We start from the raw sequence: 25,257 nt of genomic DNA, 5'->3' as shown, positions 1-25,257 counted from the left end.
GCGAAACGACGGGCAGGCCATCGGATATAGGCGGATCGCCCCGTTCGACCAGGGGGTTACAGGCCGCGATCCGGTGACAGACGGTCGCGGGGGAAGCGGTGCAGCCGCCCGCGCGCCATCAACAGCGCCTCGAACCGGGGGGCGAGCAGCCCGGCGATGGCCGGATGCAGCGCGTTCAGGCCGCCGGTGAAGGCCCCGAAGGCGGGCAGGATCAGCTTGGCCCCATCGGTGACAAAGCAGCGCTCGCGCAACCGCCGCCCGGCCAGCGCCAACGCCGCAGCCGGGTGCAGATGGCCGGAGATTTCGCCCGCCACGCCGGGCTGCGCCTCGTGCCGGAAGACCAGCGGGCCGAGCGTGATCTCGGCGACGATCCGCCCGCCCAGCCCATCGGGCGGGTGGGGGTCGTGGTTGCCGGTGATCCACACCCAATCGGTGGCGGCGGTCAGCGCCCGCAGGCGGTCGGCGTCCGCGCCGGTCAGGCGCTCCCCCGCCCGGCGGTCGTGGAAGCTGTCGCCTAGGCAGAGCACGCGGCGGGGCCGTTCCCGCTCCACCAGCGCCGCCAGCCGGTCGAGCGTGGCGCGGGTGTCGTAGGGCGGCAGCATCCGCCCGCGCGCGGCGAAGGCCGACCCCTTTTCCAGATGCAGATCGGCGACCGCCAGCACCCCTTCATCGCGCCACAGCAGCGCGCCGGAGGCGTCGGCCAGCAACGGGACACCGGCCAGCGTCAGCGCGGCTTGACCGTCGTCGGTCGCCGGGGGCATGGGGAAGCCCCTCACAGCAGACGTCCTTGTCGGCGATCGTCTGGCCGGTTTGCCCCTTCACGTTTTGGGGGGGCGGGCGGTTCCGCCATCGCTTCGGCCACCAGCTCCGCCGCTGCGGCGGCCAGCAACTCGTCGGTGGCCTCGCCGTCGATCCGCTCCCGCCCGATCTCCAGGATGACCGGCACGGCGAGCGGTGAAATCCGGTCAAGGTCCTGCCGGGTGATCCGCCCGCGCACGCGCGCCAGGAAATCGGACAGGCGGCGGACGTCGGTCAGGCCGCCCGCCGCGTCGGCCCGCGTCGCCCGCAGCAGCACATGGCCAGGGTCATGCTTGCGCAGCACGTCATAGATCAGATCCGACGAGACGGTGACTTGCCGCCCGTTCTTCTCCTGCCCCGGATGGCGGCGTTCGATCACCCCGGCGATCAGGGCGACGTTGCGGAAGGTCCGCCGCAGCATCGAGGATTCGTCCATCCAGGCTTCCAGATCGTCGCCCAGCATGTCCTGGTCGAACAGCGCGTCGAGCCGGTCGGGGGAGCGCAGCGACCACACCGCCAGCACGTAATCGGTGGCGACGAAGCCCAGCGGCCCCAGCCCCATCCGCTCCATCCGCCGGGTCAGCAGCATGCCCAGGGTCTGATGCGCGTTGCGCCCTTCGAAGGCGTAGGCGACGAGGAAACGCTTGCCGTTGCGGGGAAACAGCTCCACCAGCAGCCCGTCGCGGTCGGGCAGGACGGAGCGCTGGCGCTGCAACGCCAGCCACTCGCGCACGTCGTCGGGCAGCCCGTCCCACGCCGCCGGGTCGGCCAGCATCGCCCGCACCCGTTCGGCCAGATGGGTGGTCAACGGCAAGCGTCCCCCGGCGTAGGCGGGGATCTTCGGCTCGCCGGTTCCGCCCTTGGCCACCTGCGCCTCCATCTCGCGCACGCCCAGGAATTTCAGCACCTGCCCGGCGAACAGGAAGGTGTCGCCCGGCGTCAGGCCCTGGATGAAATACTCCTCCACCTCGCCCAGCACCGGGCCACGGTTCAGGCGCACGCGCAACAGCAATTCCTGCGTGATGGTTCCGACATTCATCCGGTAGAGCCGGGCCACCGCCGCGCCGCTGATGGCGACGCGCCCATCCTCCCGCGTCCGCAGCCGTTGGAAGCGCTCATAGGCCCCCAGCGCGTAGCCGCCGGTCGCGACGAAATCCAGCACGTCGTCGAAGCTGTCGCGGTCAAGGTCGGCGTAGGGGGCGGCGGTGATCACCTCCTCATACAGCTCATCGGGGCGGAAGGGGGCGGCGCAGGCCATGCCGAGGATGTGCTGCGCCAGCACGTCGACCCCGCCGGGGCGGGGCGCGTCGCCGTCCAGCGCGTTGGCGCGCACGGCGTCCAGCGCCGCCCGGCATTCCAGCACCTCGAAGCGGTTGGCGGGAACCAGCAGGGCGCGGCTTGGCTCGTCCAGCCGGTGGTTCGCCCGCCCGATGCGCTGGATCAGGCGGCTCGATCCCTTGGGCGCGCCGATCTGCACCACCAAATCCACCGCCGCCCAATCGATGCCAAGGTCGAGGGAGGAGGTGGCGACCACGGCCCGCAGCTCCCCCCGCGCCATCGCCGCTTCCACCTTGCGCCGCTGTTCGACGGCGAGCGAGCCGTGGTGCAGGGCAATCGGCAGCGTCTCGTCGTTCACCTTCCACAGCGCCTGAAACACCATTTCGGCCTGCGCGCGGGTGTTGACGAAGACCAGGGTCGTCCGCTGCTGGCGGATGCGCTGGTACAGCTCCGCCATGGCGTGCAAGGCGCTGTGCCCGGCCCAGGGCAGCCGTTCCCGGCTGTCGAGAATGTCGATGGCGGGGTCCGCCCCGCTGCGACCCTGGACCAGCCGGACATCACTGCCACCCGCCACACCACCTGCAAGTCCGGTGCGCGACAGCCAGGCCAGCAGGTGATCGGGGTCGGCCACGGTGGCCGACAGCCCCACCCGCCGCGCCAACGGGGCCAGCCGCGTCAGCCGGGCCAGCCCCAGGGCCAGCAGGTCGCCGCGCTTGGTCCCGGCCAGCGCGTGCAACTCGTCCACGATGACGCAGCGCAAGCCCCCGAACAGCCGGGCGCTGTCGGCGTAGGACAGCAGCAGCGCCAGGCTTTCCGGCGTGGTCATCAGAATGTGGGGCGGGTGGGCGCGCTGGCGGCGGCGCTTGGCCTCCGGCGTGTCGCCGGTGCGGGTTTCCGCCCGGATCGGCAGCCGCATTTCGGCGATGGGGGTTTCCAGATTGCGTTGAACATCCACCGCCAACGCCTTCAGCGGCGAGATGTAGAGGGTGTGCAGCCCGTCGCGCGGCCGCTCCGCCAACTCGATCAGGGAGGGCAGGAACCCGGCCAGCGTCTTGCCGCCGCCGGTCGGCGCGATCAGCAGCGCGCTCGCCCCCTCCGTCGCCGCCGCGACCATGGCGACCTGATGGGCGTGCGGCGACCACCCGCGCGACCGGAACCACGCCGCAACGTTGGGCGGGATGAGCGGGGCCGGGATTGCGGAGGTGGAGGGCGGCGCGCTGTCCATCGTGGGGAACCGGGCAGGCTCAGGGTGATGGTCAGGGGGGAATGGCAGGCGCGCGCGCCGCCGTGGTGCTGGTTGGACGGCTTACGCGGCCTTCTTCCCCGCCCCGATCTTCGGCTCTTCGCCCTTCAGCAGGCGGCGGATGTTCGCCTCGTGGCGGATGAAGACCAGCACGGCGATGAACAGGCACAGGCCCGCCACCAGCGGCCCGCCGAAATACCAGCCGGTCAGCGGGCTGAGCGCGATGGCGGTCAAGGCCGACAGCGACGAGATGCGGAACAGAACCGCCATCGCCAGCCAGCTCACGCAGGCCAGCAGCCCGACCGGCCAGCAGACGGCCAGCAGCACGCCCAGCGCGGTGGCAACACCCTTGCCGCCCTTGAAGCCCAGCCAGACCGGAAAGCTGTGGCCCAGCATCGCCCCGCCCGCCGCCAGCACCGCCGCCAACAGCGCGGCGTCCGGCCCGGCGAATCGCCCGGCCAGATCCAGCGCGACGAGCGCGGCGACGGCCCCCTTGCCGCTGTCCAGCAGCAGGGTGGCCAGCGCCAGCGCCTTGTTCCCGGTGCGCAGGACGTTGGTGGCCCCGATGTTGCCGGATCCGATCTGGCGGATGTCGCCTAGACCGGCCAGACGGGTCAGCACCAGACCGAAGGGGATGGACCCCAGCAGATAGCCCAGCAGGGCGGCGGCGAGAGCGGTCAGCACGGCGATCAACCCTCCGCCCAGACGGTGCGTCCGTCCACGATGGTGCGCAGCGGGCGGCCCTGGACCGGACGCTTGTCAAAGGGCGAGTTCTTCGACTTCGACTTGAAGCGGCTGATGTCGATCTGCCACGGCTGATCGAGGTCGAACACCACCAGATCGGCGGCGGCACCCTTGGCGATGCGGCCCAGCGGCAGACCCAGAATGTCGGCGGGCTTCACGGTGACGCAGGCCAGCGCCTGCGACAGGCTCATCGCCCCCTTGTGCACCAGCTCCAGCATCAGCGGGAACAGGGTTTCCAGGCCGCTGATGCCGCAGGCGGCCTGCGCGAAGGGCAGGCGCTTTTGGTCCTGGTCCTGCGGCACATGATCGGACGCGATGGCGTCGATGGTTCCGTCGGCCAGACCGGCGACGATGGCGCGGCGGTCCATTTCCCCGCGCAGCGGCGGCGACACCTTGGCGAAGGTCCGGTAATCGCCGACATCGACCTCGGTCAAGGCGAAGTAATGCGGGGCGGTGTCGCAGGTCACACGCAGGCTGCGCGCCTTGGCCCGGCGGATCAGGTCAACCGATTCCCCGGTGGTGACGTGGGCGAAATGCAGCCGCCCGCCGGTCAGCTCCAGCAGACGCAGATCGCGCTCGATCATGATGATCTCGGCCTCGCGCGGGATGCCGACCAGCCCCAGCCGGGTGGCGATCTCGCCCGAATTCATCATGCCGCCGCCCAGGCTCGGCTCTTCGGGATGTTGCACGATCAGCTTGTCGAAGGTCTTGGCGTAGCTGAGCGCGCGGCGCATCGTCTTGGCGCTGCCGATGGCCTTGGTGCCGTCGGTGAAGGCGACCGCCCCAGCCTGGGCCAGCAGGCCCATTTCGGTGATCTCGTTGCCCTCGGTCCCGCGCGTGGCGGAGCCATAGGCGAAGACCTTCACCATCTTCGCCTCGCGGGCGCGGCGGGCGACGAACTCCAGTCCGGCGACCTCGTCCAGCACCGGGTCGGTGTTGGGCAGCAGGGCCATGGCGGTGATGCCACCGGCGGCGGCGGCGCGCGACGCGCTCTTGATCGTGTCCTTTTCCTCGTCGCCCGGCTCGCCGATCAGCACGCGCATGTCGACCAGACCGGGGGCCAGGCACAGGCCCGACAGGTTGACCGCCTCCGCGTCGGCGGGGACACCGCCCGCAAACAGGTCGGTGCCGAAATCGACGATCTTGCCGCCGTCCGTCAGCAGATCGGCGCGCTGGTCAAACCCGCTGGCCGGATCGATCACGCGGGCGTTCAGATAGGCGACGCGGCTCATTGGTCAGCTTTCTGGCGGTCGGTGTTGCGGCGGTCACGGGTGAGCAGGTCAAGCACGGCCATGCGGACGGCGACCCCGAGTTCAACCTGATCGAGGATCATGGAGCGTTTGAGATCGTCGGCCACCTCCGAGTCGATCTCCACCCCGCGATTCATCGGGCCGGGGTGCATGATGACCGCGTCGGGCTTGGCGACCTCCAGCTTTTCGTAATCCAGGCCGTAGAAGTAGAAATACTCCCGCGTGGACGGGATGAACTGGCCGCTCATCCGTTCGGTCTGAAGCCGCAGCATCATGACGACGTCGGCGTCCTTCAGCCCGGTCTTCATCGAATGATGGACCTCCACCCCCAGCCGGTCGATCTGGGCGGGCAGCAGGGTGGGCGGGGCGACGCAGCGCACCCGTGCGCCCATGGCGTTCAGCAGATGGATGTTGGAGCGCGCGACACGGCTGTGCAGGATGTCGCCGCAGATCGCCACCACCAGCCCCTCCAGACGGCCCAGACGGCGGCGGATCGCCAGCGCGTCCAACAGGGCCTGGGTCGGGTGTTCGTGGTGGCCGTCGCCGGCGTTGATGACCGAGCAGTTGACCTTGTCGGCCAGCAGCTTCACCGCACCGGAGTCGGCGTGGCGGACCACCAGCGCGTCCAGATGCATGGCGTTGAGTGTCATCGCCGTGTCGATCAGCGTTTCGCCCTTCTTCACCGAGCTGCCGTCCGACGACATGTTGATGACGTCGGCCCCCAGCCGCTTGCCCGCCAGCTCGAAGCTGGTGCGCGTGCGGGTGGAGTTCTCGAAGAACAGGTTCACCAGCGTCCGCCCGTCGAGAAGGGACGACTTCTTCACGGGCTGGCGGTTCTGCTCGACATAGCCGTTGGCGAGGTCGAGGATCTGGGTGATCTCGGCGGACCGCAACCCCTCGATGCCGAGAAGGTGGCGGTGCGGGAAGATCGCGTCGGTGGTGGGGTTCGCGCTCATGGGCGCGGACTATAGGAGCGGGGCGGGACGCCCGCAAGCGCCCCGAAAGCCCCCCATACAACCCCACGGTCAGGGGGTGCGCTCGGCTTCTTCGAACAGCCAGTCGCGGAAGGCTTTCACCTTGGGGCGGCTGAAATAATGGGGTGGGGCGGCGACGTAATAGGCCAGGCTGCCGGGCATGTGGACGTCGAACAGGCGCACCAGCCGCCCGGCGGCGATGTCGTCGGCCACCAGCACGCCGCGCGCCAGCGCGATGCCGTGGCCGCTCATCGCCGCCTGAAGGGTGAAGGACGAATCGTCGAACCGCAAACCGCGCTCCACATCCGCCCCGTCGATCCCCGCCGCCCGGAACCAGACCGCCCACGAGATGTTGTAATCGTCGTGCAGCAGCGTGTGGTGGCGCAGATCCTCCGGGCAGGCCAGCGGCGGCCCGTTCTTCAGCAGGGATGGGTGGCCGACGGGAAAGATGTCCTCCGTCAACAGCCGTTCCACCTGCAAATCCGGCCAATGGCCGTTGCCGAAGCGGATCGCCAGATCGACGTCCTGCCGGGTGAAATCGACGATCTGCGTCGTGCTCTGCACCCGCACATCCAGATCGGGATGACGCTTTTGAAAGCGCATCAGGCGCGGAACCAGCCATTTCGACGCGAAGCTGGGCATGGCGGAGATGGTCAGCGGCCCGGTGCTGTCGTTGCGGATCAGCTTTTCGGTGGCCTGCGCCAGCGTGTCCAGCGCCTCGCGCACCGACGGGACGTAGCTTTGCCCGGCCTCCGTCAGCGCCAGCGCCCGGTTCATTCGCCGGAACAGGGGTAATCCGAGCCATTCCTCCAGCGCCTTGATCTGGTGGCTGACGGCGGCCTGGGTGACGTGCAGTTCCTCCGCCGCCTTGGTGAAGGACAGATGGCGGGCGGCGGCGTCAAAGGCGCGGACCGCGTTCAGCGGGGGCAGGCGGCGGGGCATGGCGAACCAACGGGAGGGAGGAGATGGGGAGTCTATCGGATTAGCTTTCCTAATTCAGTCTATGAGAAAGCGTCGTTTGCCCGCAAGGACCGGGTGGTTCAAGGTTGGTCCCACGAGCGAGGGTGAGCGCAGCAACGGCCCCCAACCACCGCCGAAGCAACCACCACCCATCCTTGACGGAGCGAGATCATGAGCCAGAGCACCCAATCCCCCATCACCCTGTCCGGTTCCAGCGCGACGCGTGTCGGCGGTGGCCTTGGCGGGGTTGTCACCGCGCTGTTCGATGGCTTGGCCACCTGGGCCGACCGGCGTCGCCAGCGGCGCACGCTGACCCAGATGCCCGATCATCTGTTGGCCGACATTGGTCTGTCGCGCGCCGACGCCGAACAGGAAGTCACCAAGCCGTTCTGGCGGGGGTGAGCGTTGAGCGACGCGCCGAACCCGTCACCGGACTTGACCGGGCGCTGCCTGTGCGGCGGCGTCCGGTTCCATCTGACCGAACGGCCCCTGGGGGTGGCGAACTGCCATTGCGGGCAGTGCCGCCGTTTTCATGGCCATGTCGGGGCCTATGTCAGCCTGCCGCGCCCGGCGGTGGTGTTCGACGCCGAGGACAGCCTGCGTTGGTTCCGCTCGTCCGACCACGCCCAGCGCGGCTTTTGCGGCACCTGCGGTTCGTCCCTGTTCTGGATGGGCGACAGCGGCGGGCGGCTCGACGTTGCGGCGGGTTGTCTGGACGCGCCGACCGGTCTTGCCACCCTGCGGCACATCTTTGTCGCCGATCAGGGGGATTATTACCGCATCCCGGACGATTCCCTGGACCGCTTTCCCGGGACCACCACCCCGTCCGCGTGAACCTTCCCCAGCGCTGTGCTGTTCGGTCGCAGGTGATGCGCGCGAACCGCAAGGCGCTTTGTGTTGACCGGGTCGGGGAGGGGTGAGAATGATTGTCAGGTGCACACCTGTTTCCTGCCCTGAGGTCGTTTCCCATCATGCGTCACCGGATCGCTCGTCTGTTTCTGAGCGCGGCGCTGCTGCTGCCGGTTGCTCCCGCCGTCTTTGCCCCCGCGTGGGCCGACGACGCGCCGATCACCATCGTCATCAAGGATCACAAGTTCGATCCGGTCGAGGTGAAGGTCCCCGCCAACAAGCGGGTGACGCTGCTGGTGGACAACCAGGACGCCACCTCCGAAGAGTTTGAAAGCGCTGAACTGAAGGTCGAAAAGATCGTCGGCGGCCGCAAACAGATCAAGGTCGCGATCGGGCCGTTGAAACCCGGCAAATACCCGTTCTTCGGCGAATTCCACGAGGCCACGGCCAAGGGCACCGTCATCGCCGAGTGATGCGCTCGTGCGATTCCTTGATCTTTGTTTTGCGTTCTGATTCCCGCAGCGGGAGAATCCCATGCTTGCCAGTCTCATCATTGTCTTCCGCGAGGTGCTGGAGGCCGGTCTCATCGTCGGCATCGTTCTGGCGGCGACGGAGGGGGTGGCCGGGCGCGGGCGCTGGGTGACGATGGGCATCGCCGCCGGGATCCTCGGATCCTGCGTCGTCGCCTGGTTCGCCGACGCCATCAGCGGCCTGTTCGCCGACACCGGGCAGGAGCTGTTCAACGCCGGTGTGCTGCTGGTCGCCGTGGCCATGCTGGCCTGGCACAACGCCTGGATGGCCCAGCACGGGCGGGAAATCGCCCGCGACATGGCGGCGGTGGGCCGTGCGGTGTCGAGCGGGGAGCGCTCGCTCGCCGCGCTGGCGGTGGTGATCGGTGTGGCGGTGCTGCGCGAGGGGGCGGAGGTCGTCCTGTTCCTCACCGGCATCCTGGCGTCGGAGGAGGGCGGTGTCGGCACCGTTCTGGCCGGTGGGCTGGGCGGCGTGGCGCTGGGCGCGCTGATGTCGGGCCTGATGTACGTGGGTTTGTTGCGCATCCCCACCCGCCACCTGTTCCGGGTGACGACGTGGCTTTTGACCCTGCTGGCGGCGGGTATGGCCGCCACCGCCGTGTCCTTCCTGGCCCAGGCCGGGGTTCTGGAACGCGGCGGGGCCATCCTGTGGGACAGCTCTGGCCTGCTGCGTGACAAAAGCGTGATCGGGCAGGCGCTGCACGTCCTGATCGGCTACACCGACCGCCCGACGGAGGCGCAACTCCTGGCCTATCTCGCCACCGTTGCCGCCATTCTCGGCCTGACCCGTCTGGCCGCCGGATCGGCCCAGCCCGTCCGCCGTGCGGCCAACCCGGCGGAGTGACCGGCCTGCTGGGTCCTGGATTCAGCGGTTCCGGCCTTAGCGGCTCCGGTTGAAGCGGTCCTCGCCGAAACGGTCGTCATCCGCGTCGCTGTCCGCCGCGTCGTCCTGCTCGGTCTGACGGCGCTGGTTGGCCAGCATGTCGAGCGCGCCTTGCAGGATGTAGGCGGCGGCCATCTTGTCCACCACCTCGTCGCGCCGTTTGCGGGTCATGTCGGCCTCGCCGATCATGAAGCGTTCAACCGCCGAGGTGGACAGCCGCTCGTCCCAAAAGGCGATCTGCGCGTCCCAACCCAGCAGATCGGCGCGCTCCAGCAGGTTCTTGGCGAAGGCGCGCACGGATTCGGCGCGCGGGCCTTCGGTGCCGTCCATGTTCAGCGGCAGGCCGATGACCAGACCGCCGACGCTGTAATCGCGGATGGTCCGCGCCAGTTCGCGCGCGTCCTGGGTGAATTTGGTGCGCATCAGCACGCCGATGGGGGAGGCGACGACCAGACCGGGATCGGCCACCGCCAGACCAACGGTTTTGGTGCCAACATCCAGCCCAAGCAGGCGTTGGCCACGGCCCAACCGGGCCGCGAGTTCGGAAAGCTCGTGTATCATGCCGTGACCATAAGTCCCCGCCGTCCGCCCGGCAAGGCTCACCGCACGCCGACCGGGGGCATGGAGGCGCGCAGGCCGGGGCTGTCGAGCAGGGGGGCGAGCGCGCTGGCGATGGGGCGCAGGTGGGCGGCGGCGGACAGCGCGCCGACCAGTTCGCCCTTGCCGGACAGCAGGTCCAGCAGCTCGTCGGTCAGGGTCTTGGGCGGCGGGTAGGGGGCGAGCGTCACCTCCGCGTCGGTGGCCAGACCGGCGGCGCTGCGGGCCAGCGTCAACGCCTCCTCCTGGCCGCCCAGCTCGTCGATCAGGCCCAGTTCGCGGGCCTGCGCGCCGGTCCACACCCGGCCCTTGGCGGCGGCGCGGGCCTGTTCGGGCGTCAGCCGCCGGGCCTCCGCCACCCGTTCCAGGAAGCTGGCGTAGGTGGCGTCGATGATGGCGGTCAACCGCTCCTCCTCCGCCGGGGAGAAGGGGTGCATCGGCGACCACATGCCGGCGTTGCGGGCGGCGGACACGCGGTCCCAGCGCACGCCCAGCTTGTCCGACAGGCCGCCCAGGCTCATCTTGCCCGCCACCACGCCGATGGAGCCGGTGAGCGTGGCGGGGGAGGCGACGATGCGGTCGGCGGCCAGCGCGATCCAATAACCGCCCGACGCGGCGGAATCGCCCATGCTGGCGATCACCGGCTTGCCGCGCTGGCGCGCCTTGGCCAGCGCCCGGCGGATGGATTCCGAGGCGGAAACGGCCCCGCCACCGCTGTCGATGCGGACCAGGATGGCGCGCACGTCGGCGTCGTCCGCCGCGTCTTCGATGGCGCGGACCACGGTGTCGGCCCCGGCGTTGATCTCGCCAAAGGTCGGGCGTTCGCTCTTGCCGCCGGTGATGGTCCCGACGATGTGGACCAGCGCGATGGTCGGGCCGTTGTCGTGCGGGCCACCGGCCACCGCCAGATAATCGGGCAGCTCCACCAGCTCGGCGTCGGCCCCGGCGCGTTGCAGGGCGGCGTCGCGCGCCTCGTCGGCATACCCGATGCGGTCGATCAGCTTGAGGTCGAGCGCCTCGCGCTCCAGCAGCGGGGCGCGGTCGATGGCGGCGCGCACGCTGGCCGGGGGCAGGCGGCGGCCCTTGGCCACCCCGTCCACCAACTGGTTGGTCAGGTCGCCGATCAGCCCCTGCATCATCTCGCGGTTGGCCGGGGTGATGGTGGATTGGGTGAAGGTGTCGGAGAAGCTCTTGTACTCCTCCCGGTGCTGCAACTGCGGCTGGACGCCCAGCGTGTCGAGCAGGCCGCGCGCAAACGGCAGTTCCGCCGACAGGCCGGTCAGCCCGACCACGCCCAGCGGCTGCATCCACACCTCGTCAAAGCCGCTGGCCAGCAGAAAAGCGCGGTTGCCCGCCCCGCCGTCGCCGTAGCTGTCGGCGTAGGCGATGGCGAAACGGCCCGAGGCGCGGAACCGCTCCACCGCCGCCCGCAGCTCCTGCGTTTGGGCAAAGCCGATCTGGTCGCCGCCCAGCCGGGCCAGCACGCCCTTGACCCGCGCGTCCTTCCGCCCGCGTTCCAGCGCGTCGAGCGCGTCGCGCAGGCTCGCCTCGTGCCCCAGCAGCCCGCCCAGCCGGTCGTTGCCGCCCTCCGCCAGGCTGTGGGTCAGGTCGAGGTTCAGCACCACCCCGCGCGGCAGGGTCGGTTCCTGGCGGATCACCAGATAGGCACCGCCGACCAGAGCGGACACCACCAGAAAGCCGATGGTGGCGAACAGGCGGACGAAAAACCTCAACATCCAGGCGGCTCCGGTCGGGTGGGCGGCGCGGCCCACGGGGGGGCGTCGCGCCTCAGCGGTCCATCTTGTGGTACTCGCGGTTGGGGAGCATGTCCACCGCCGTCGCCATCCGGTTCGACATGTTGTAGAACGCCGCCGTGTCGGCGATGTCGAAGATCTCCTCCGCCGTGAAGCCGACGGCGCGCAGCGCGGCGCGGTTCTCCTCCCCCACGCTCCACGGCTCTTTCGTCATGGCCCAGGCGAAATCCAGCATGGCGCGCTGGCGCGGCGGCAGCGGGGCGACGCGGTAATTGGCCGCCAGCATCTCCCCCAATTCCGGGTCGCCCGACAGCTTGCGCACCGCCTGCCCATGGGCGACCAGGCAGTAATAGCAATGGTTGGCGGAGGAGACGACGACCGCGATCATCTCGCGCTCCAGCTTGCTCAGCCCGCTCTCGCCCAGCATCAGTTCGTTGTACAGCTGGGCGAAGGTGCGCAGCTTCTTTTGACGCAGGCTGTAGGCTTGCAGCACGTTGGGCACGAAGCCCAGCTTGTCCGTGCATTTGTCGAACAGGGCGCGCAGATCCTCGTCCAGCGTGGCGGCGTCGGGGACGGGCAGGGCCATGATGTGATCGGGTTGCGGCATCGGGCGGTTCCTCCGGCTTTGCGGCTTTGTGGTTGTGGAGGGCAGGGTAGCGGCGGATCGCGCGCGGGGCATCCCTTTTGCGGGGCGCTGGCAGGGTTCGGTGGCGTGGTGCGGTGTCGCGGTCCGCTGGCGGGCGTGGAGGATGGGCGTGATGGGACGGGGAACGGGGCGGGCAACGGGGCGTCTCGTCCGCGCGGTGGCGTTGGGGGCGCTGGTGGGGGCCGGTCTGCTGGGGCTGGGCTGGCTGGTCTGGGGCGCGATGAGCCTGCCCGACGGCTGCGCGGTGGAGCGGATCGCGGAACACCGGGCACCGGATGGCGCGCGGACGCTCATCCTCTATTGGCACGATTGCGGAGCCACCACCGACACCAGCACGCGTGCCGCCCTGCTGCCCGGCCACACGCCGGATCCCCCGCCCGCCGAGGCCGACATCCTGCGCCTGCGCGGCCGACACGACCTCCGCGCCCGCTGGATCAACCCGACCACACTCGAACTGACCCTACCGGCGGGGGAATTGGCGGCCGACGCGGTGGTGTTGCGGGAAACGCGCCGGGACGGGGTGGGAATCCTCTACCCCCTGACCCTCACGCCCCCCGAATATCCGCAATGAACCGGGTCACGTCCTGCCGTAGCCCATCCGCGTGCTGCTTCAGCCCGTCGGCCATGGTCAGGACTTCGCGGGCCATGTCGCCGGTTTGGATGGCTTGGGCGCCGACGGCGCTGGAGCTGTGGGACACGGCGTCGGTGCCTTGGGCGGCTTGTTGGGCGTTGCGGCCGATTTCGGCGGTGGCGGCGTTCTGTTCCTCCACGGCGGCGGCGACGGCGGAGATGTTTTCCTCGATCCGGCCCACCACTTGGCCGATGTCGGTGATCGCCGCCACGGTTTCGGTGGTCGCCGCCTGGATTTCCGACACCTTGTCGGTGATGTCCTCGGTCGCCTTGGCGGTCTGGTTGGCCAGCGCCTTGACCTCGCTCGCCACCACGGCGAATCCCTTGCCGGCTTCGCCCGCGCGGGCGGCTTCGATGGTGGCGTTCAGGGCCAGCAGATTGGTTTGTCCGGCGATGGATTGGATCAGGCCGACGATCTCGCCAACCTGACGGGCGGCGTCGTTCAGATGGGCGATGATGCCCGACGCCTTTCGCACGTCGGCCACCGCTTGTTCGGCCATGGCGGTCGATCCGGTCATCTGCCGCCCGATTTCGGAGATGGAGGCGGTCAACTCCTCCGACGCCGCCGCCACCGCCTGGACGTTGCTCGACGCGTGTTCGGACGCCTGGGCGACTGACAGCACATGCTGTTCGGTGTCCTGGGCGATCTGGTTCATGCGGTCGGCGTTGCTGCGCAGCCCGCCCGCCGCCGTCGCCAATTGGGCGGTCACACCATCGACCCGGCTGTCGAAGGCGGTGACGAGCGCCTCCACCCGTTCGGCGTGGCGCAAACGCTCCTCGTGCGCGCGGGTCTGTTCGGCGGCCAGCCGGTCGGCGCGGGCCAGCGATTGGCGGAAGGCGTCGAGGCTGGCGGCCATGGTCCCCAGCTCGTCGCGCCGGTCGGTGCCGTCGATGGTGAAATCGCGCTCCCCGGCCTGCATCCGGGTCATGGCGGACTCCAGGCGGTGGATTGGGCGGGTGATGTTGCGGGCGACCAGCAGCGCCACCGCGACCATCAGCGCCACCAGCAGCGCTAGCCCAACCCCCAGCCCGATCAGGCGGGCGGCGGCGCTGTCGGCGTCCTGGCGGGCCAGCGCCAGCAGATCCCCGGCCAGCCGGTTTTCCACCGTCTTCAACAGGTCGATGTTGACGGTGATGGTGTCGAACCAGACCCCGGCGTCCACCCCCTGGTTGCCCGCGCCATAGGCCGAGGCGGTGCCGATCTTGCGCATCCGCTCCACCTCCGCCACCGCCGGGCCGGTGACGGTGCGGTCGAAGAAGGCGGCCTGTTCGGGCGTCAGCTTGGTTTTCAGGCCGTTGAGCAAGGCGCGGTACTCGCCGGTCAGCTCGACGAAGCGTTCATGCGCGTCATTGGGGAAACGGTCCTTGCGGAAGGCCCCGCCGCCGACGGCGCGCTGTTGGCCCAGCCGCTCCTTGGCCTCCGACACCGCGAACAGGGCGTTGGCGGCGAGGATCTGGTCGGGGTGGGTGGAGATGATCGGGGCGAGCGCTGCGGCGTCCAGCAGGGTGCGGATCAACCCGGTGTAGCCCTTCACCACCTCCAGCGGGGCGAGCGAGCCGCCGTTGACGGCGGTGCGCAGCTCCATCAGGCGGGGCAGGGCGGCCTTGGCCCCGTCCATCGCCGCGCGCAGGCGTGGGTTTTCGATGGCGGCGGCGTCGAATTGCGGGCGCAGCGCCGCCATCCGGCTGTCGGTGCCGCCCCGGATCGTGTCCATGCGGGCGCGGTCCGGCTCGGTCTTGTTGCCGCCGAGATAGATGGAGGAGGAGCCGCGTTCCTTTTGCAGATCATGCACAAGGTCGGTCATGGCGATGGACAGGCTGGCGACGCGTTGCAGATCCTGCGCGTCGCGGCTGATCGCCCGCTGCTGCCAGACCGAGAAGGACGACAGCAGAACCACCCCGGCCAACGGGATCGACAACGCCAGCGCCAGCTTGCGGGTGACGCGGATGTTGCCGAACCGGCGGTCCGCCCAATGTCCCAACGCCGACATAATCGTGCTCCCTCATCGACACATCACCGATCCATCGGGACCGATTGGTACCGGGAACGCGATCTTTTTCAATACGGAATAACCATAATCCCGGCTGAATGGATGATGCGCATCGTCCAAAAGGATGAATTCGATTGGCGGGGCCGGGGCGGGTGGGGCGAAATTTGCCTCGCATCCCGGGCGATGGGACGGTAGAAGATGGGTCCCGGTCCGCAGGATTCATAGGGTTGATGGCGTGACCGGCCTGGTTTTCCGGAGCGTCCCATGTCCAACACAGAATTCCATCGCATCAAGCGCCTGCCCCCGTATGTGTTCGCGGAAGTGAACGCCATGAAGGCACGCGCCCGAGCTAATGGCGCTGACATCATCGACCTTGGCATGGGCAACCCCGATCAGGCGACCCCGCAGCACATCGTCGACAAGCTGGTCGAGGCCGTGCGCGACCCCAAGACGCACCGCTACTCGAATTCGCGCGGGATCCCCGGTCTGCGCAAGGCGCACGCGGCCTATTACAAGCGCCGCTTCAACGTGGACATCGATCCCGAGACCGAGACCATCGTCACCATCGGGTCGAAAGAGGGTCTGGCCAATCTGGCCCAGGCGATCACCAGCCCCGGCGACGTGATCCTGGTGCCGAACCCCAGCTACCCGATCCATCCCTTCGGCTTCATCCTGGCCGGGGCGTCGGTCTGCCATCTGCCGGTTGGGCAGAACGGTGCGTTGACCGACATCGACAGCTTCATGAACACGCTGGTCCGCGCCGTGCGCCACAGCGTGCCCAAGCCGCTGGCGCTGGTGCTGAACTACCCGTCCAACCCGACCGCCGAGGTGGTGGGGCTGGATTTCTACCGCCCGATCGTGGAGTTCTGCCGCAAGGAAGGCATCTACATCCTCTCCGATCTGGCCTACGCCGAGATCTTCTTTGACGGCAACCCGCCGCCCTCCATCCTGGAAATCCCGGAGGCGCGCGAGATCGCGGTGGAATTCACCTCGATGTCGAAGACCTATTCGATGGCGGGCTGGCGCATCGGCTTTGCCACCGGCAACAAGAAGCTGATCACCGCGCTGGCGCGCATCAAGTCCTACCTCGATTACGGGGCCTTCACCCCGATCCAGGTGGCGGCCACCGCCGCGCTCAATGGCCCGCAGGACTGCGTCCAGCAGGTGCGCGACATGTACAAGCAGCGCCGCGATGTGATGATCGAGGGGCTGGCCGCCGCCGGGTGGGAGGTGCCGACGCCGTCGGCCTCCATGTTCGCCTGGGCGCCGATCCCGCCGCAATTCGCCCATCTCGGCTCGCTGGAATTCGCCAAGCTGCTGTTGCAGGAGGCGGAGGTCGCCGTCGCCCCCGGCATCGGCTTTGGTGAGTATGGCGACAGCCATGTGCGCTTGGCGATGGTCGAGAACGTCCACCGCATCCGCCAGGCCACCCGCAACATCAAGGAGTTCTTCCGCTCCAACGCCGGTGTCGCCGCCGCCAGCCAAGACCCGGCGGTGCGCGCCGCCCTCCTGGAATCCGAGAAAGCGAAAGTCTGATGTCCAAAGACCAAAAAGCCGCCCCCCTGAACATCGCGGTCGCCGGTCTGGGCACGGTCGGGGCCGGGGTGCTGAAGCTTTTGCAGGCGCAGGCCGACCTGATCGAGCAGCGCTGTGGCCGCCGGATCAATGTGGTGGCCGTCAGCGCCCGGTCGAAGGGCAAGGACCGTGGCATTGATCTGTCGGCGGTGCGCTGGTACGAGGATCCGGTGGCGATGGCCGCCGATCCCGCCGTCGATCTGGTGGTCGAGCTGATCGGCGGGTCCGAAGGCCCGGCCCGCGACACGGTCGCCACCGCCATCGAAACCGGCAAGCACGTCGTCACCGCCAACAAGGCGCTGCTGGCCGTGCACGGCACCGACATCGCCCGCAAGGCCGAGGCCAAGGGCCTGACCGTGGCGTTCGAAGCGGCGGTCGCCGGTGGCATCCCGATCATCAAAGGGCTGCGCGAGGGGCTGGCCGGGAACCGCGTGTCGGAAATCCACGGCATCCTGAACGGCACCTGCAACTACATCCTGACCGAAATGCGGACGACGGGCCGCGATTTCGCCGATGTGCTGGCCGACGCCCAGGCGTTGGGCTACGCCGAGGCCGATCCGACCTTTGACGTGGACGGCATCGACGCCGCCCACAAGCTGGCGGTGCTGGCCTCCGTCGCCTTCGGCACGCCGGTCGATTTCGCCTCCGTCCACATCGAGGGGATCCGGCAGGTCGGGGCCATCGATTTCGATTACGCCGACCAGTTGGGCTTCTGCGTGAAGCTTCTGGGCATCGCGCGCCGCACCGACACCGGTGTGGAACAGCGCGTCCACCCCTGCATGGTGCCGAAATCCGCGCCCATCGCGGCGGTGGACGGCGTGTTCAACGCCGTGGTCGCCCAGGCCGATTTCGCCGACCGCGTGCTGTTCGTCGGCCGTGGGGCCGGGGCCGGGCCGACGGCGTCGGCGGTGGTGGCCGATCTGATCGACATCGCGCGCGGTCGTTCCACCCCGACCTTTGGCGTTCCGGCCGACCAGTTGGGCGCGGCCACCCCGTCGCCGATGGAATCACGGCGCGGCTCCTACTATGTCCGCCTGATGGTTCTGGACCGCCCCGGCGTCATCGCTGACATCGCGGCGGCCATGCGCGATCAAAACGTGTCGATGGAGCAGTTCCTCCAGCGCGGCCATTCGCCCGGTGAGGCCGTGCCGGTGGTGCTGACCACCCACGACACCGAGGAAGCCGCGATGCAACGGGCGCTGGCGACCATCGGCGCGCTGGATTGCGTGGTGGAAGCGCCGCGCATGATCCGCATCGAGCAGTTCTGAACCTGTTTTTTATGACCGCCTGAAAGACGACCGAAGAGTCGGGGGGAACAACACCATGTCTACGCAGCAAGTTGACCTGTCCAACATGGACCGGAATCTGGCGCTTGAAGCCGTCCGCGTCACCGAGGCGGCGGCTCTGTCCGCCTCGCTGCTGATGGGGCGTGGCGACGAGAAGCTGGCCGACCAGGCCGCCGTCGACGCCATGCGCCAGGCGCTGAACACGCTGTACATCGACGGGACCGTCGTGATCGGCGAGGGCGAGCGTGACGAAGCCCCGATGCTCTACATCGGTGAAAAGGTCGGGGCCGGCATCGGCACCGGGCCGAAGGTGGACATCGCGCTCGATCCGCTGGAAGGGACCACCATCTGCGCCACCGGCGGCCCGAACTCGCTGGCCGTCATCGCCATGGCCGAAGAGGGCGGCTTCCTGAACGCCCCCGACGTCTACATGGACAAGATCGCCGTCGGGGCCGGTCTGCCGGACAATCTCGTCGATCTCGACGAAACCCCGGCCAACAACCTGAAGGCGCTGGCCAAGGCCAAGGGGGCCGAGGTTGAAGAGCTGCTGGTCTGCATCCTGAACCGCCCGCGCCACGCCGAGCTGATCGCCCGCGTGCGTGAGGCCGGGGCGCGCATCATGCTGATCAACGACGGCGACGTGTCGGGCGTGATCGCCACCAGCCAGGAACACACCGGCGTGGACATGTATGTCGGCTCCGGCGGCGCGCCGGAAGGCGTCCTGGCCGCCGCCGCGCTCCGCTGCATCGGTGGGCAGTTCCAAGGCCGTCTGCTGTTCCGCAACGACGACGAAAAGGCCCGCGCCGCCAAGTGGGGCGTGACCGATCTGAACAAGAAATACAGCCTGACTGAACTGGCGCGCGGCAACGTCATGTTCGCCGCCACCGGTGTGACCGACGGCGCGATGCTGAAGGGCGTGCGTCGGGTGCCGGGTGGGGCCTACACCCACTCCGTCATCATGCGGTCGAAGTCGGGGACCGTGCGCTACATCGAGGCACACCACAATCTGCACCGCAAATCGACGGTGAAGTGAGCGGTTTGCCCCGGTCACGGTCCCGCCTGCGATGGCGGGGCCTCTGATTGCGGGATTTCCGAACAAAAACAGCGCGCGGCTTCGGTCACGCGCTTTTTTTGTGTCCGCGAACGGGTGGGTTCCGGGTGGAATCGTTCGTCTGCGTTCCTTCCATCGAATCGGTGCAGGTCTGCCGCCGCAAGAGCGCATCGCCCGGCATATTGATTTCGCACATGCAGCATATAAAGTATTCGTCAGCAACGAGGTCACACCACAGGAGTTGACGATGAGCTTTTCTTCTTTGAATTCTGCCAACGACGCATTGTTTGGCGCGGAAACAAACCGCCCGTCGTTCTTTCAGCGGGTCGTTGATTGGTTCAAGAACCGCGCTGATCTTTATCGTGCGGAATACGAACTGACCCACATGTCGGATGTCGAACTGGCCGACATTGGCCTGACCCGTGGGGAGATCCACAACGCCGTCCGTCACGGCCGCATCGGCTGATGTCGGGGCGTCGGGTCGCGGTCATCCGGTTCGGGCGGTTCCTCGCCCCAACCGGATGACGCCAGCAGAAGACGGGCCGCCCACACCCAAAGGCACCATGCGGGCATACGAAAGCCCCGGCGAGCGATCGCCGGGGCTTTCGTGTGTCTGGAGACGGGAGGGGGTCGATCCGGGGCGGTTAGATCAGGGCACCCTGGCGGGCGTCGTCTTCGGTCTCATTCGCCGCCGGGGTGGGGGCGGTCAGGGCGTCGCGTCCGGCGTCGGTCAGGCGGCATACCAGCCAATCGGGCTTCAGGGGGTTGTGGAACCAGCGTTCGGCCCACCCAGCCTTCAGGCAGGCGTCCACCGTCGCCTTTTTCAACCGCTGGCCGCGCTCGTCGAACAGCGGCAGCTTGCCGCCCGGCTGGTCCAGGCCGCGACGCAGCCACGCCGCCTGAACATCGCTGGGGGAGCGGCGGGAACCGGAACGGCGCGACACGGCCATGATCGCCTCAAGCTGCGGACAGAAAACAGGGCCACGCGCGGCGGGCTTGCCAAGCGCGGCGTTGCGCGCATCCTACGCGAAAGCCGTTTCCCGCGCACCGAAAAGGACACCCCCGCCCATGGATCTGGTCATCGCCTACATCACCGCCGGTTCGAAGGAGGAGGCGCTGCGGCTGGCCCGCGCGCTGGTGGCCGAACGGCTGGCCGCCTGCGCCAACATCCTCGACGGCGTCACCTCCGTCTACCACTGGCAGGGCGCGGTGGAGGAGGCGTCCGAGGCCGTCCTGATCGTCAAGACCCGGCGCGCTCTGTTTGATGCGCTGGTCGACCGGGTGCGGGCGCTGCACAGCTACGACACGCCTTGCGTCGTGGAAATCGCGCTGGGGCGGGGCAACCCGGACTATCTGGATTGGCTGCGGGCGGAGACGGCGGCCCCGGTGTGAGACTCGCCGCCCGCCTGCGACCGATGGACACATAGCGGCCATACCCGCCGGGCATTGGACCGGCCCATCAACCCGTGCGAGCGTCGGGCGAAGCGGTTGGCCTCCGCAACAGTTCCCCGGTCGGAGAGGTTTCCATGAGCATGTCCCCCAGCGCGGCCCCGCCCAGCGCCCTGTCGGCCCGCCTGTCCGTCGGCTTCGCCTGGGTCGGCCATTCGCTGATGCACATCACCGCCGCGCTCTACCTCACCGTGGTGCTGGCGCTGGAAGGGGAATGGAAGCTTTCCTACGACGATCTGATCCGGCTGTGGACCTTCGGGGCCTTCCTGATCGGGCTGGGCGCGCCGCTGGCCGGGTGGCTGGGCGACCGCTGGAGTTCGGCGGGCATGATGGCCGTGTTCTTCCTGCTGACCGGCGGTGGAGCGGTGGCCTGTGGGCTGTCCAACGGGCCGCAGGCGTTGATGTGGTCGCTGGCGGTGCTGGGGCTGGGGGCGTCGATCTACCACCCGGTCGGCATGGCCTGGGTGATGGCCAACGCCGCCAACCGGGGCAAATCCATGGGCTATCTCGGCCTGTTCGGCACCTTCGGCGTCGCCACCGCCGCCGTCATCGCGGGCAGCCTGACCCAATGGTTCGGCTGGCGCGCCGCCTTCCTGGTTCCGGGGGCCGTCTGCGTCGTGCTGGGCGTGGCGCTGGCGGCGTTGCTGGCGTTGGGCGTGGTCGAGGACCGGCACGCCGACGTGAAACCGCAGCCCGCCCCGTCGCGTCAGGATGTGGTGCGCACCTTCTTCGTGCTGTCGCTGACCATGGTGTGCGCCGGGCTGATCTTCAACGCCATGCAAGTGGTGCTGCCCAAGCTGTTCGAAGCCCGGTTGGGCGATCTGCTGGGCGGCGGCACGCTGGGGGTCGGCGGGCTGGTGACGGCGGTCTATCTGATCGCCGCCCTGCCGCAGATGATCGGCGGCGCGCTGGCCGACCGCCATTCGCTCAAGCGCGTCTACATCCTGTGCCAATTGGTCCAGGTGCCGATGATGGCGGCGGTGGCGGCGTTGAGCGGGCTGCCGCTGGTGGTGGCCGCCGCGCTGACCGTGATCGCCTCGCAAACCCAGATCCCGGCGGAAAACATGCTGCTGGCGCAATACACGCCCGACAAGCATCGCGGCTTGGCCTTTGGCGCGAAATACATCCTGTCCTTTGGCGCGGGGCCGCTGGCGGTGCAGCTCGTCGCCGTGGTCTATGAGCGCACAGGCGACTTCACCATGCTCTATGTCGGGCTGTCGCTGCTGGCGGCGGTGGCCTTTGCCGCCGGTCTGCTGCTGCCCGACGACCGCAAGAGCCGTCCGGGCGCGGCCTCCGCCCCATCCTCTGCCCCGGTTCCGGCCCCGGCGGCGGCCCCAGCCGCAGAGTGAGGCGGGAGCGTCACACCTCCCACAGGCGGGGCAGGCGGGTCGGCAGGCCCGCCGCCGCCGCGCGCAGGCCGGACCACAGCGTGGCGTAGGCGCGGCGCACGGCGCGGGCGTCGCCACCCAGAATCCGGATGACCAGCAGACCATCGAAAGCGGTCGCCCCGACGCGGGCGTCCGACTCCATGCTATCAGCCAGCGCCCGCAAGCCGTCGAGCCGGTCGGCGGCGTCGGGGGCGGCGTGGAGCAGGGTGGCGCAGGCCGCCGCCCCGGCAAAGCCCGCCGGGTGCTGCAACGCCTCCTCCACCGCGCCGTCGAGATGCAGGGCGTCGGCCCAGACCAGACGGGAGTCGCGCGTCACCTCCCACGCGTCGCGGATCAGGCCGTGGGTGACGGTCTCGCCAAAGGCGGCGCGGCCGAACACCAGCATTTCCCCGGCGATCAGGCGGGCGTCGCCGGACAGTTCCAGCCGGGTCAGACGGCGCAGGCGCGAGCCTTCGAAGACGATGGCCTCCTGCGGCAGCCATTCCAACCACCCGCCGGGTTCGACGGCGACGCGCGTGTCGATCCGGCAGTCGGCTCCGGTGGAGCGGTAGACCTTCTCCGCCGCCTGGGTCGTCACCAGCGCCCGCGCGCCCGGCCCGACCGACAGGTCGATGTCCATCCGATCCCCGCCGACCATCCCGCCGGAGGTGGTGGCGAGCACGGCGACCGGCAAATCGCCCCGGCGCGGCGTGGGCAGCAGCACCCGCAGCGGGTCGTGGTGGTAGAGGGTGGCGAGCCGCGTTTCGCCGTGGCGGTGTTCGAAACGGACGGTCGCCGCCCCATGGACGGCGACCTTTTTCACTTCCACGCCGCGTTCGGCGTCCCGCCGTTCGGCCAAGGTCAGATCCAGCACGCCCCACCCTCTGTCTGCGTTTCCCATGCCCCGCCACTGTGCCGGACGGCGGTGTGCGGTGCAACGGTGTGAGGAATGGCGGGGGCGCGCCGGGGAGGAAGAGGTCAGCCCAGGATTTCCGCGATGGCGTCGCGGTCGTCCACCTCTTGTTCGAAATCGATCAGTTCCATGCCCAGCGCGTCGCGGATCGACACCATGCCCAGCGGCACCCCGTTTTCGGCAACCGGCAAATGGCGGAACCCGCCCTCGTGCATCAGGTGCAGGGCGTGGCCCATCGGACGGTCGGGGGCGATGGTGGTGGGGTTGGCGGTCATCACGTCGCCCACGCTGGTGCGGTCGGGGTCGAGGTTGCCCGCCAGCACGCGGAACAGGGCGTCCCGTTCGGTGAAGATGCCGATCAGTTGATCGCCGTCCACCACCATCAGGGCACCGACGCGGTACTCCTTCATCATGTGGGCGGCGGTGCGGACGGTGGCGCTGGTCGGGACGCTGTAAACCCGTTGGTTGCGCACGATGGCGCGGATGGCGCGGCTCGGCATGGCGTTTCTCTCCCTTGGGTGGTGCGCGTTGGCGTGCAACAGGGTGGATTGCACCGCGCCCGTCCCATGGGTGTGGGGGGGCGGGTGGTTTGCGCGTGGTCGCAAACCCCACCGTTCCCAAGAAAAATTACGCGATCACGCCGATGGGCGCAACATCAGGATTGCCAACAATCGCCGATCAGGCCGATTGTTGCGCACCCTCGGTGTGGGTGGGGCGCAGGCCGGTGGGCCAGGGGTCGCCGACATCCTCCACCAGCACCCGCAGGCGCTCGCCCTCCAACCGCAGGCAGGCCCCCCCGGCGAAGGTCAGCAGCAGGCCGCCGTCCTCCGGCGTGATCGCCAGCAACTCCAGCATCTGCGCGCGGTCCTTGAGGTCGAGGCCCCGGCGCTTCACACCGGTCACGCCCTCCACCCGCACGCCGCATTGCACCCGTTCATAGGGGGATTCATGGTCATCGTCCGCCACCGGGCCGGGGCGGGGCTGGTCGGCCGTTTCCCAGCGGAAGCGGCTGACCAGCAGGATGAAGCGCCGTTCTTCCGGCAGGAAATCCATGTTGCCGATGGGCAAGATGGCGTCCTGCAGGCAGGCCGAGACGATGTTCACATCCTCGGCGTCTTCCGCGCGCAAACGAATCGGGGTCACGCTCATGGCACCTCTCATGTGGGCGGGGGAGCGTGATCCGGGATCAGTCCTCGCGCCCGTGAATGCGTTCAATGTCCGCCCCGCAGGCGGCCAGCTTCTCTTCCACCCGTTCATAGCCGCGATCCAGGTGGTAGACGCGGTTGACCATCGTCTCCCCCTGCGCGGCCAGACCGGCCAGGACGAGGGAGACCGACGCCCGCAGGTCGGTGGCCATCACCGGCGCGCCGGTCAGCCGTGCCACCCCGCGCACCAGCGCGGACGATCCGTGCACGGTGATGCGGGCGCCCATGCGGGTCAGTTCCGGCGCGTGCATGAAGCGGTTTTCGAAAATGGTTTCCGTGATCATCGCCGCGCCCGACGCCGTGCACATCAGAGCCATCATCTGGGCCTGAAGGTCGGTGGGGAAGCCGGGGAACGGCTCGGTCATCACATCGACGCCGTGCAGTTCACCGTTGGCGCGCGACACGCGGATTCCGTTCTCGATCTCCTCAAACGCCACACCGGCGGGGGCCAGCGCCTTGACCGCCGCCTTTATCAGATCGAGACGCGTGTTCATGATGTCAAGACGGCCACCGGTGATCGCTGCCGCCATGGCGTAGGTCCCGGTTTCGATGCGGTCGGCCACCACCATGTGACGGGCACCGTGCAGACGGTCCACCCCCTCGATCACCAGCCGGTCGGTGCCGATGCCGGTGATGCTGGCCCCCATCTTGACCAGACAGTCGGCCAGATCGCTGACCTCCGGTTCGCGCGCGGCGTTGACCAGGATGGTGGTCCCCTTGGCCAGCGTCGCCGCCATCAGCAGATTTTCGGTGGCCCCGACCGACACCTTGGGGAACACGATCTCCGCCCCGCGCAGACCGCCCGCCGGGGCCTTGGCGACGATGTAGCCGCCTTCGATCTGGATGTCGGCCCCCATGGCTTCCAGACCCTTGATGTGCAGATCGACCGGGCGCGCGCCGATGGCGCAGCCCCCGGGCAGCGACACCTTGGCCTCGCCGCAGCGGGCCAGCAGCGGCCCCAGCACCAGCACGCTGGCGCGCATCTTGCGGACCAGATCATAGGGGGCGGTGGTGTTGGTGATGTCGCGCGCGGTGAAGGACACCGCCCGCCCGGCGCACTCGCCGCCCGCCCCCTCCATGTGGATGGCGACACCGTGTTGCAGCAGCAGGTTGCACAGGGTGTTGATGTCCGCCAGGATCGGCAGGTTGGTCAGCGTCAGCGTTTCATCGCAAAGCAGTGCCGCCGTCATCAGCGGCAGGGCGGCGTTCTTGGCCCCGCCAACGGTGATGGTGCCGTTCAGCGGGCGGCCGCCGCGAATGCGGATCTTGTCCATGGGGTTCCGG

General features: G+C 68.9%; 26 protein-coding genes. 11 read left to right on the top strand and 15 right to left on the bottom strand.

Translation table 11 applies throughout. The features are described from left to right. Positions 1-56: 56 nt before the first annotated feature. From pdeM to EJ903_RS04330, 6 genes are all read right to left on the bottom strand, one after another. Positions 57-761 carry a ligase-associated DNA damage response endonuclease PdeM gene (pdeM, locus tag EJ903_RS04355; protein WP_126612451.1) on the bottom strand — a complete coding sequence of 235 codons (705 nt, stop codon included), beginning with the start codon at positions 759-761 and terminating at the stop codon, positions 57-59. Positions 762-772: 11 nt separating this feature from the next. Further along, positions 773-3,301 (bottom strand): ligase-associated DNA damage response DEXH box helicase, encoded by a 2,529-nt coding sequence (locus EJ903_RS04350; RefSeq protein ID WP_126612449.1) that lies wholly within the window; start codon positions 3,299-3,301, stop codon positions 773-775. An 81-nt stretch (positions 3,302-3,382) separates the two neighbouring features. Further along, positions 3,383-4,012 carry a glycerol-3-phosphate 1-O-acyltransferase PlsY gene (gene plsY, locus EJ903_RS04345; protein ID WP_377006021.1) on the bottom strand — a complete coding sequence of 210 codons (630 nt, stop codon included), beginning with the start codon at positions 4,010-4,012 and terminating at the stop codon, positions 3,383-3,385. Then, complete coding sequence (locus EJ903_RS04340; protein ID WP_126612445.1) at positions 4,009-5,295, bottom strand: dihydroorotase; 1,287 nt, start codon at positions 5,293-5,295, stop codon at positions 4,009-4,011. The genes plsY and EJ903_RS04340 overlap by 4 nt, the downstream gene beginning before the upstream one ends. After that, on the bottom strand, positions 5,292-6,269 hold the full coding sequence (locus tag EJ903_RS04335) for an aspartate carbamoyltransferase catalytic subunit (RefSeq protein WP_126612443.1): 978 nt from the start codon (positions 6,267-6,269) through the stop codon (positions 5,292-5,294). The genes EJ903_RS04340 and EJ903_RS04335 overlap by 4 nt, the downstream gene beginning before the upstream one ends. A 69-nt stretch (positions 6,270-6,338) precedes the next feature. Then, positions 6,339-7,229 carry a transcriptional regulator GcvA gene (locus EJ903_RS04330; protein ID WP_126612441.1) on the bottom strand — a complete coding sequence of 297 codons (891 nt, stop codon included), beginning with the start codon at positions 7,227-7,229 and terminating at the stop codon, positions 6,339-6,341. A gap of 189 nt (positions 7,230-7,418) precedes the next feature. Here EJ903_RS04330 and EJ903_RS04325 point away from each other — a divergent pair, with 189 nt between their 5' ends. From EJ903_RS04325 to EJ903_RS04310, 4 genes are all read left to right on the top strand, one after another. Next, positions 7,419-7,649 carry a DUF1127 domain-containing protein gene (locus EJ903_RS04325; RefSeq protein WP_126612439.1) on the top strand — a complete coding sequence of 77 codons (231 nt, stop codon included), beginning with the start codon at positions 7,419-7,421 and terminating at the stop codon, positions 7,647-7,649. A 3-nt stretch (positions 7,650-7,652) separates the two neighbouring features. Continuing rightward, the gene (locus EJ903_RS04320; RefSeq protein WP_174237241.1) at positions 7,653-8,081 is read left to right on the top strand and encodes a GFA family protein; all 429 of its coding nucleotides are present in this window, start codon (positions 7,653-7,655) and stop codon (positions 8,079-8,081) included. Between the two features lie 137 nt (positions 8,082-8,218). Continuing rightward, positions 8,219-8,569 (top strand): cupredoxin domain-containing protein, encoded by a 351-nt coding sequence (locus EJ903_RS04315; protein WP_126612437.1) that lies wholly within the window; start codon positions 8,219-8,221, stop codon positions 8,567-8,569. Positions 8,570-8,630: 61 nt separating this feature from the next. Then, on the top strand, positions 8,631-9,470 hold the full coding sequence (locus EJ903_RS04310) for an FTR1 family iron permease (protein WP_126612435.1): 840 nt from the start codon (positions 8,631-8,633) through the stop codon (positions 9,468-9,470). Between the two features lie 36 nt (positions 9,471-9,506). Here the strand turns inward: EJ903_RS04310 and ruvX are convergent, their stop codons facing one another. Genes ruvX through EJ903_RS04295 form a run of 3 tightly spaced genes read right to left on the bottom strand, consistent with a single transcriptional unit; the run spans position 9,507 to position 12,467 of the window. Beyond that, positions 9,507-10,070 (bottom strand): Holliday junction resolvase RuvX, encoded by a 564-nt coding sequence (gene ruvX / locus EJ903_RS04305; RefSeq protein WP_174237240.1) that lies wholly within the window; start codon positions 10,068-10,070, stop codon positions 9,507-9,509. Between the two features lie 38 nt (positions 10,071-10,108). Then, entirely contained in the window at positions 10,109-11,842 is a 1,734-nt protein-coding gene (gene sppA / locus EJ903_RS04300) for a signal peptide peptidase SppA (RefSeq protein ID WP_126612433.1), read from the bottom strand. A gap of 52 nt (positions 11,843-11,894) precedes the next feature. After that, positions 11,895-12,467: a peroxidase-related enzyme gene (locus EJ903_RS04295; RefSeq protein ID WP_126612431.1), complete on the bottom strand. Its 573-nt coding sequence runs from the start codon at positions 12,465-12,467 to the stop codon at positions 11,895-11,897. A 151-nt stretch (positions 12,468-12,618) separates the two neighbouring features. On the opposite strand from EJ903_RS04295, the gene EJ903_RS27975 reads away from it, so the two are divergent. Then, positions 12,619-13,077, top strand: a complete 459-nt coding sequence (locus EJ903_RS27975; RefSeq protein ID WP_126612429.1) for a hypothetical protein — start codon at positions 12,619-12,621, stop codon at positions 13,075-13,077. On the opposite strand, the gene EJ903_RS04285 is transcribed toward EJ903_RS27975, so the two are convergent. Next, on the bottom strand, positions 13,052-15,127 hold the full coding sequence (locus EJ903_RS04285; protein WP_126612427.1) for a methyl-accepting chemotaxis protein: 2,076 nt from the start codon (positions 15,125-15,127) through the stop codon (positions 13,052-13,054). The genes EJ903_RS27975 and EJ903_RS04285 overlap by 26 nt on opposite strands. Positions 15,128-15,391: 264 nt before the next feature. Between EJ903_RS04285 and EJ903_RS04280 the strand changes: the two genes are divergently transcribed. The 4 genes from EJ903_RS04280 to EJ903_RS27315 all read left to right on the top strand — a co-directional run bounded on the left by EJ903_RS04280 (position 15,392) and on the right by EJ903_RS27315 (position 19,505). Beyond that, positions 15,392-16,663 (top strand): LL-diaminopimelate aminotransferase, encoded by a 1,272-nt coding sequence (locus EJ903_RS04280; protein WP_126612426.1) that lies wholly within the window; start codon positions 15,392-15,394, stop codon positions 16,661-16,663. After that, positions 16,663-17,970 carry a homoserine dehydrogenase gene (locus tag EJ903_RS04275; protein WP_126612425.1) on the top strand — a complete coding sequence of 436 codons (1,308 nt, stop codon included), beginning with the start codon at positions 16,663-16,665 and terminating at the stop codon, positions 17,968-17,970. Before EJ903_RS04280 ends, EJ903_RS04275 begins: the two co-directional genes overlap by 1 nt. An 85-nt stretch (positions 17,971-18,055) precedes the next feature. After that, positions 18,056-19,021: a class II fructose-bisphosphatase gene (glpX, locus tag EJ903_RS04270; protein ID WP_126612566.1), complete on the top strand. Its 966-nt coding sequence runs from the start codon at positions 18,056-18,058 to the stop codon at positions 19,019-19,021. Positions 19,022-19,052: 31 nt separating this feature from the next. After that, complete coding sequence (locus tag EJ903_RS27315; RefSeq protein WP_210211373.1) at positions 19,053-19,505, top strand: DUF1127 domain-containing protein; 453 nt, start codon at positions 19,053-19,055, stop codon at positions 19,503-19,505. 178 nt (positions 19,506-19,683) lie between these two features. Here EJ903_RS27315 and EJ903_RS04260 read toward each other — a convergent pair whose 3' ends face one another. Continuing rightward, positions 19,684-19,989 (bottom strand): hypothetical protein, encoded by a 306-nt coding sequence (locus tag EJ903_RS04260; RefSeq protein ID WP_126612423.1) that lies wholly within the window; start codon positions 19,987-19,989, stop codon positions 19,684-19,686. Between the two features lie 118 nt (positions 19,990-20,107). On the opposite strand from EJ903_RS04260, the gene cutA reads away from it, so the two are divergent. Both cutA and EJ903_RS04250 read left to right on the top strand, forming a co-directional pair. Then, the gene (gene cutA / locus EJ903_RS04255) at positions 20,108-20,431 is read left to right on the top strand and encodes a divalent-cation tolerance protein CutA (protein WP_126612421.1); all 324 of its coding nucleotides are present in this window, start codon (positions 20,108-20,110) and stop codon (positions 20,429-20,431) included. 134 nt (positions 20,432-20,565) lie between these two features. Then, complete coding sequence (locus EJ903_RS04250; RefSeq protein WP_126612419.1) at positions 20,566-21,837, top strand: MFS transporter; 1,272 nt, start codon at positions 20,566-20,568, stop codon at positions 21,835-21,837. A 10-nt stretch (positions 21,838-21,847) separates the two neighbouring features. Here EJ903_RS04250 and EJ903_RS04245 read toward each other — a convergent pair whose 3' ends face one another. The 4 genes from EJ903_RS04245 to murA form a co-directional block, all read right to left on the bottom strand. After that, positions 21,848-22,729 carry an urease accessory protein UreD gene (locus EJ903_RS04245; protein ID WP_246015174.1) on the bottom strand — a complete coding sequence of 294 codons (882 nt, stop codon included), beginning with the start codon at positions 22,727-22,729 and terminating at the stop codon, positions 21,848-21,850. A gap of 104 nt (positions 22,730-22,833) precedes the next feature. After that, positions 22,834-23,268 carry a CBS domain-containing protein gene (locus EJ903_RS04240; RefSeq protein ID WP_126612415.1) on the bottom strand — a complete coding sequence of 145 codons (435 nt, stop codon included), beginning with the start codon at positions 23,266-23,268 and terminating at the stop codon, positions 22,834-22,836. A 178-nt stretch (positions 23,269-23,446) separates the two neighbouring features. Beyond that, positions 23,447-23,917, bottom strand: coding sequence for a DUF2948 family protein (locus tag EJ903_RS04235; RefSeq protein WP_126612413.1), 471 nt, complete (start codon positions 23,915-23,917; stop codon positions 23,447-23,449). Between the two features lie 37 nt (positions 23,918-23,954). After that, positions 23,955-25,247: a UDP-N-acetylglucosamine 1-carboxyvinyltransferase gene (gene murA, locus EJ903_RS04230; RefSeq protein WP_126612411.1), complete on the bottom strand. Its 1,293-nt coding sequence runs from the start codon at positions 25,245-25,247 to the stop codon at positions 23,955-23,957. Positions 25,248-25,257: the final 10 nt, after the last annotated feature.

Origin of the sequence: Azospirillum griseum (assembly GCF_003966125.1) — a bacterium.
Taxonomy (GTDB): Bacteria; Pseudomonadota; Alphaproteobacteria; order Azospirillales; family Azospirillaceae; genus Azospirillum; species Azospirillum griseum.
The sequence above is the reverse complement of the archived record's forward strand: the minus strand, read 5'-3'. Positions and strand labels throughout refer to the sequence as shown.

What these genes read in the sequence shown, in the direction of transcription:
- pdeM (WP_126612451.1), bottom strand. Translation starts at nt 761, where the DNA reads ATGCCCCCGGCGACCGACGACGGTCAAGCCGCGCTGACGCTGGCCGGT.
- EJ903_RS04350 (WP_126612449.1), bottom strand. Translation starts at nt 3,301, where the DNA reads ATGGACAGCGCGCCGCCCTCCACCTCCGCAATCCCGGCCCCGCTCATC.
- EJ903_RS04340 (WP_126612445.1), bottom strand. Translation starts at nt 5,295, where the DNA reads ATGAGCCGCGTCGCCTATCTGAACGCCCGCGTGATCGATCCGGCCAGC.
- EJ903_RS04335 (WP_126612443.1), bottom strand. Translation starts at nt 6,269, where the DNA reads ATGAGCGCGAACCCCACCACCGACGCGATCTTCCCGCACCGCCACCTT.
- EJ903_RS04330 (WP_126612441.1), bottom strand. Translation starts at nt 7,229, where the DNA reads ATGCCCCGCCGCCTGCCCCCGCTGAACGCGGTCCGCGCCTTTGACGCC.
- EJ903_RS04325 (WP_126612439.1), top strand. Translation starts at nt 7,419, where the DNA reads ATGAGCCAGAGCACCCAATCCCCCATCACCCTGTCCGGTTCCAGCGCG.
- EJ903_RS04315 (WP_126612437.1), top strand. Translation starts at nt 8,219, where the DNA reads ATGCGTCACCGGATCGCTCGTCTGTTTCTGAGCGCGGCGCTGCTGCTG.
- EJ903_RS04310 (WP_126612435.1), top strand. Translation starts at nt 8,631, where the DNA reads ATGCTTGCCAGTCTCATCATTGTCTTCCGCGAGGTGCTGGAGGCCGGT.
- ruvX (WP_174237240.1), bottom strand. Translation starts at nt 10,070, where the DNA reads ATGATACACGAGCTTTCCGAACTCGCGGCCCGGTTGGGCCGTGGCCAA.
- sppA (WP_126612433.1), bottom strand. Translation starts at nt 11,842, where the DNA reads ATGTTGAGGTTTTTCGTCCGCCTGTTCGCCACCATCGGCTTTCTGGTG.
- EJ903_RS04295 (WP_126612431.1), bottom strand. Translation starts at nt 12,467, where the DNA reads ATGCCGCAACCCGATCACATCATGGCCCTGCCCGTCCCCGACGCCGCC.
- EJ903_RS27975 (WP_126612429.1), top strand. Translation starts at nt 12,619, where the DNA reads ATGGGACGGGGAACGGGGCGGGCAACGGGGCGTCTCGTCCGCGCGGTG.
- EJ903_RS04285 (WP_126612427.1), bottom strand. Translation starts at nt 15,127, where the DNA reads ATGTCGGCGTTGGGACATTGGGCGGACCGCCGGTTCGGCAACATCCGC.
- EJ903_RS04280 (WP_126612426.1), top strand. Translation starts at nt 15,392, where the DNA reads ATGTCCAACACAGAATTCCATCGCATCAAGCGCCTGCCCCCGTATGTG.
- EJ903_RS04275 (WP_126612425.1), top strand. Translation starts at nt 16,663, where the DNA reads ATGTCCAAAGACCAAAAAGCCGCCCCCCTGAACATCGCGGTCGCCGGT.
- glpX (WP_126612566.1), top strand. Translation starts at nt 18,056, where the DNA reads ATGGACCGGAATCTGGCGCTTGAAGCCGTCCGCGTCACCGAGGCGGCG.
- EJ903_RS27315 (WP_210211373.1), top strand. Translation starts at nt 19,053, where the DNA reads ATGGCGGGGCCTCTGATTGCGGGATTTCCGAACAAAAACAGCGCGCGG.
- EJ903_RS04260 (WP_126612423.1), bottom strand. Translation starts at nt 19,989, where the DNA reads ATGGCCGTGTCGCGCCGTTCCGGTTCCCGCCGCTCCCCCAGCGATGTT.
- cutA (WP_126612421.1), top strand. Translation starts at nt 20,108, where the DNA reads ATGGATCTGGTCATCGCCTACATCACCGCCGGTTCGAAGGAGGAGGCG.
- EJ903_RS04250 (WP_126612419.1), top strand. Translation starts at nt 20,566, where the DNA reads ATGAGCATGTCCCCCAGCGCGGCCCCGCCCAGCGCCCTGTCGGCCCGC.
- EJ903_RS04240 (WP_126612415.1), bottom strand. Translation starts at nt 23,268, where the DNA reads ATGCCGAGCCGCGCCATCCGCGCCATCGTGCGCAACCAACGGGTTTAC.
- EJ903_RS04235 (WP_126612413.1), bottom strand. Translation starts at nt 23,917, where the DNA reads ATGAGCGTGACCCCGATTCGTTTGCGCGCGGAAGACGCCGAGGATGTG.
- murA (WP_126612411.1), bottom strand. Translation starts at nt 25,247, where the DNA reads ATGGACAAGATCCGCATTCGCGGCGGCCGCCCGCTGAACGGCACCATC.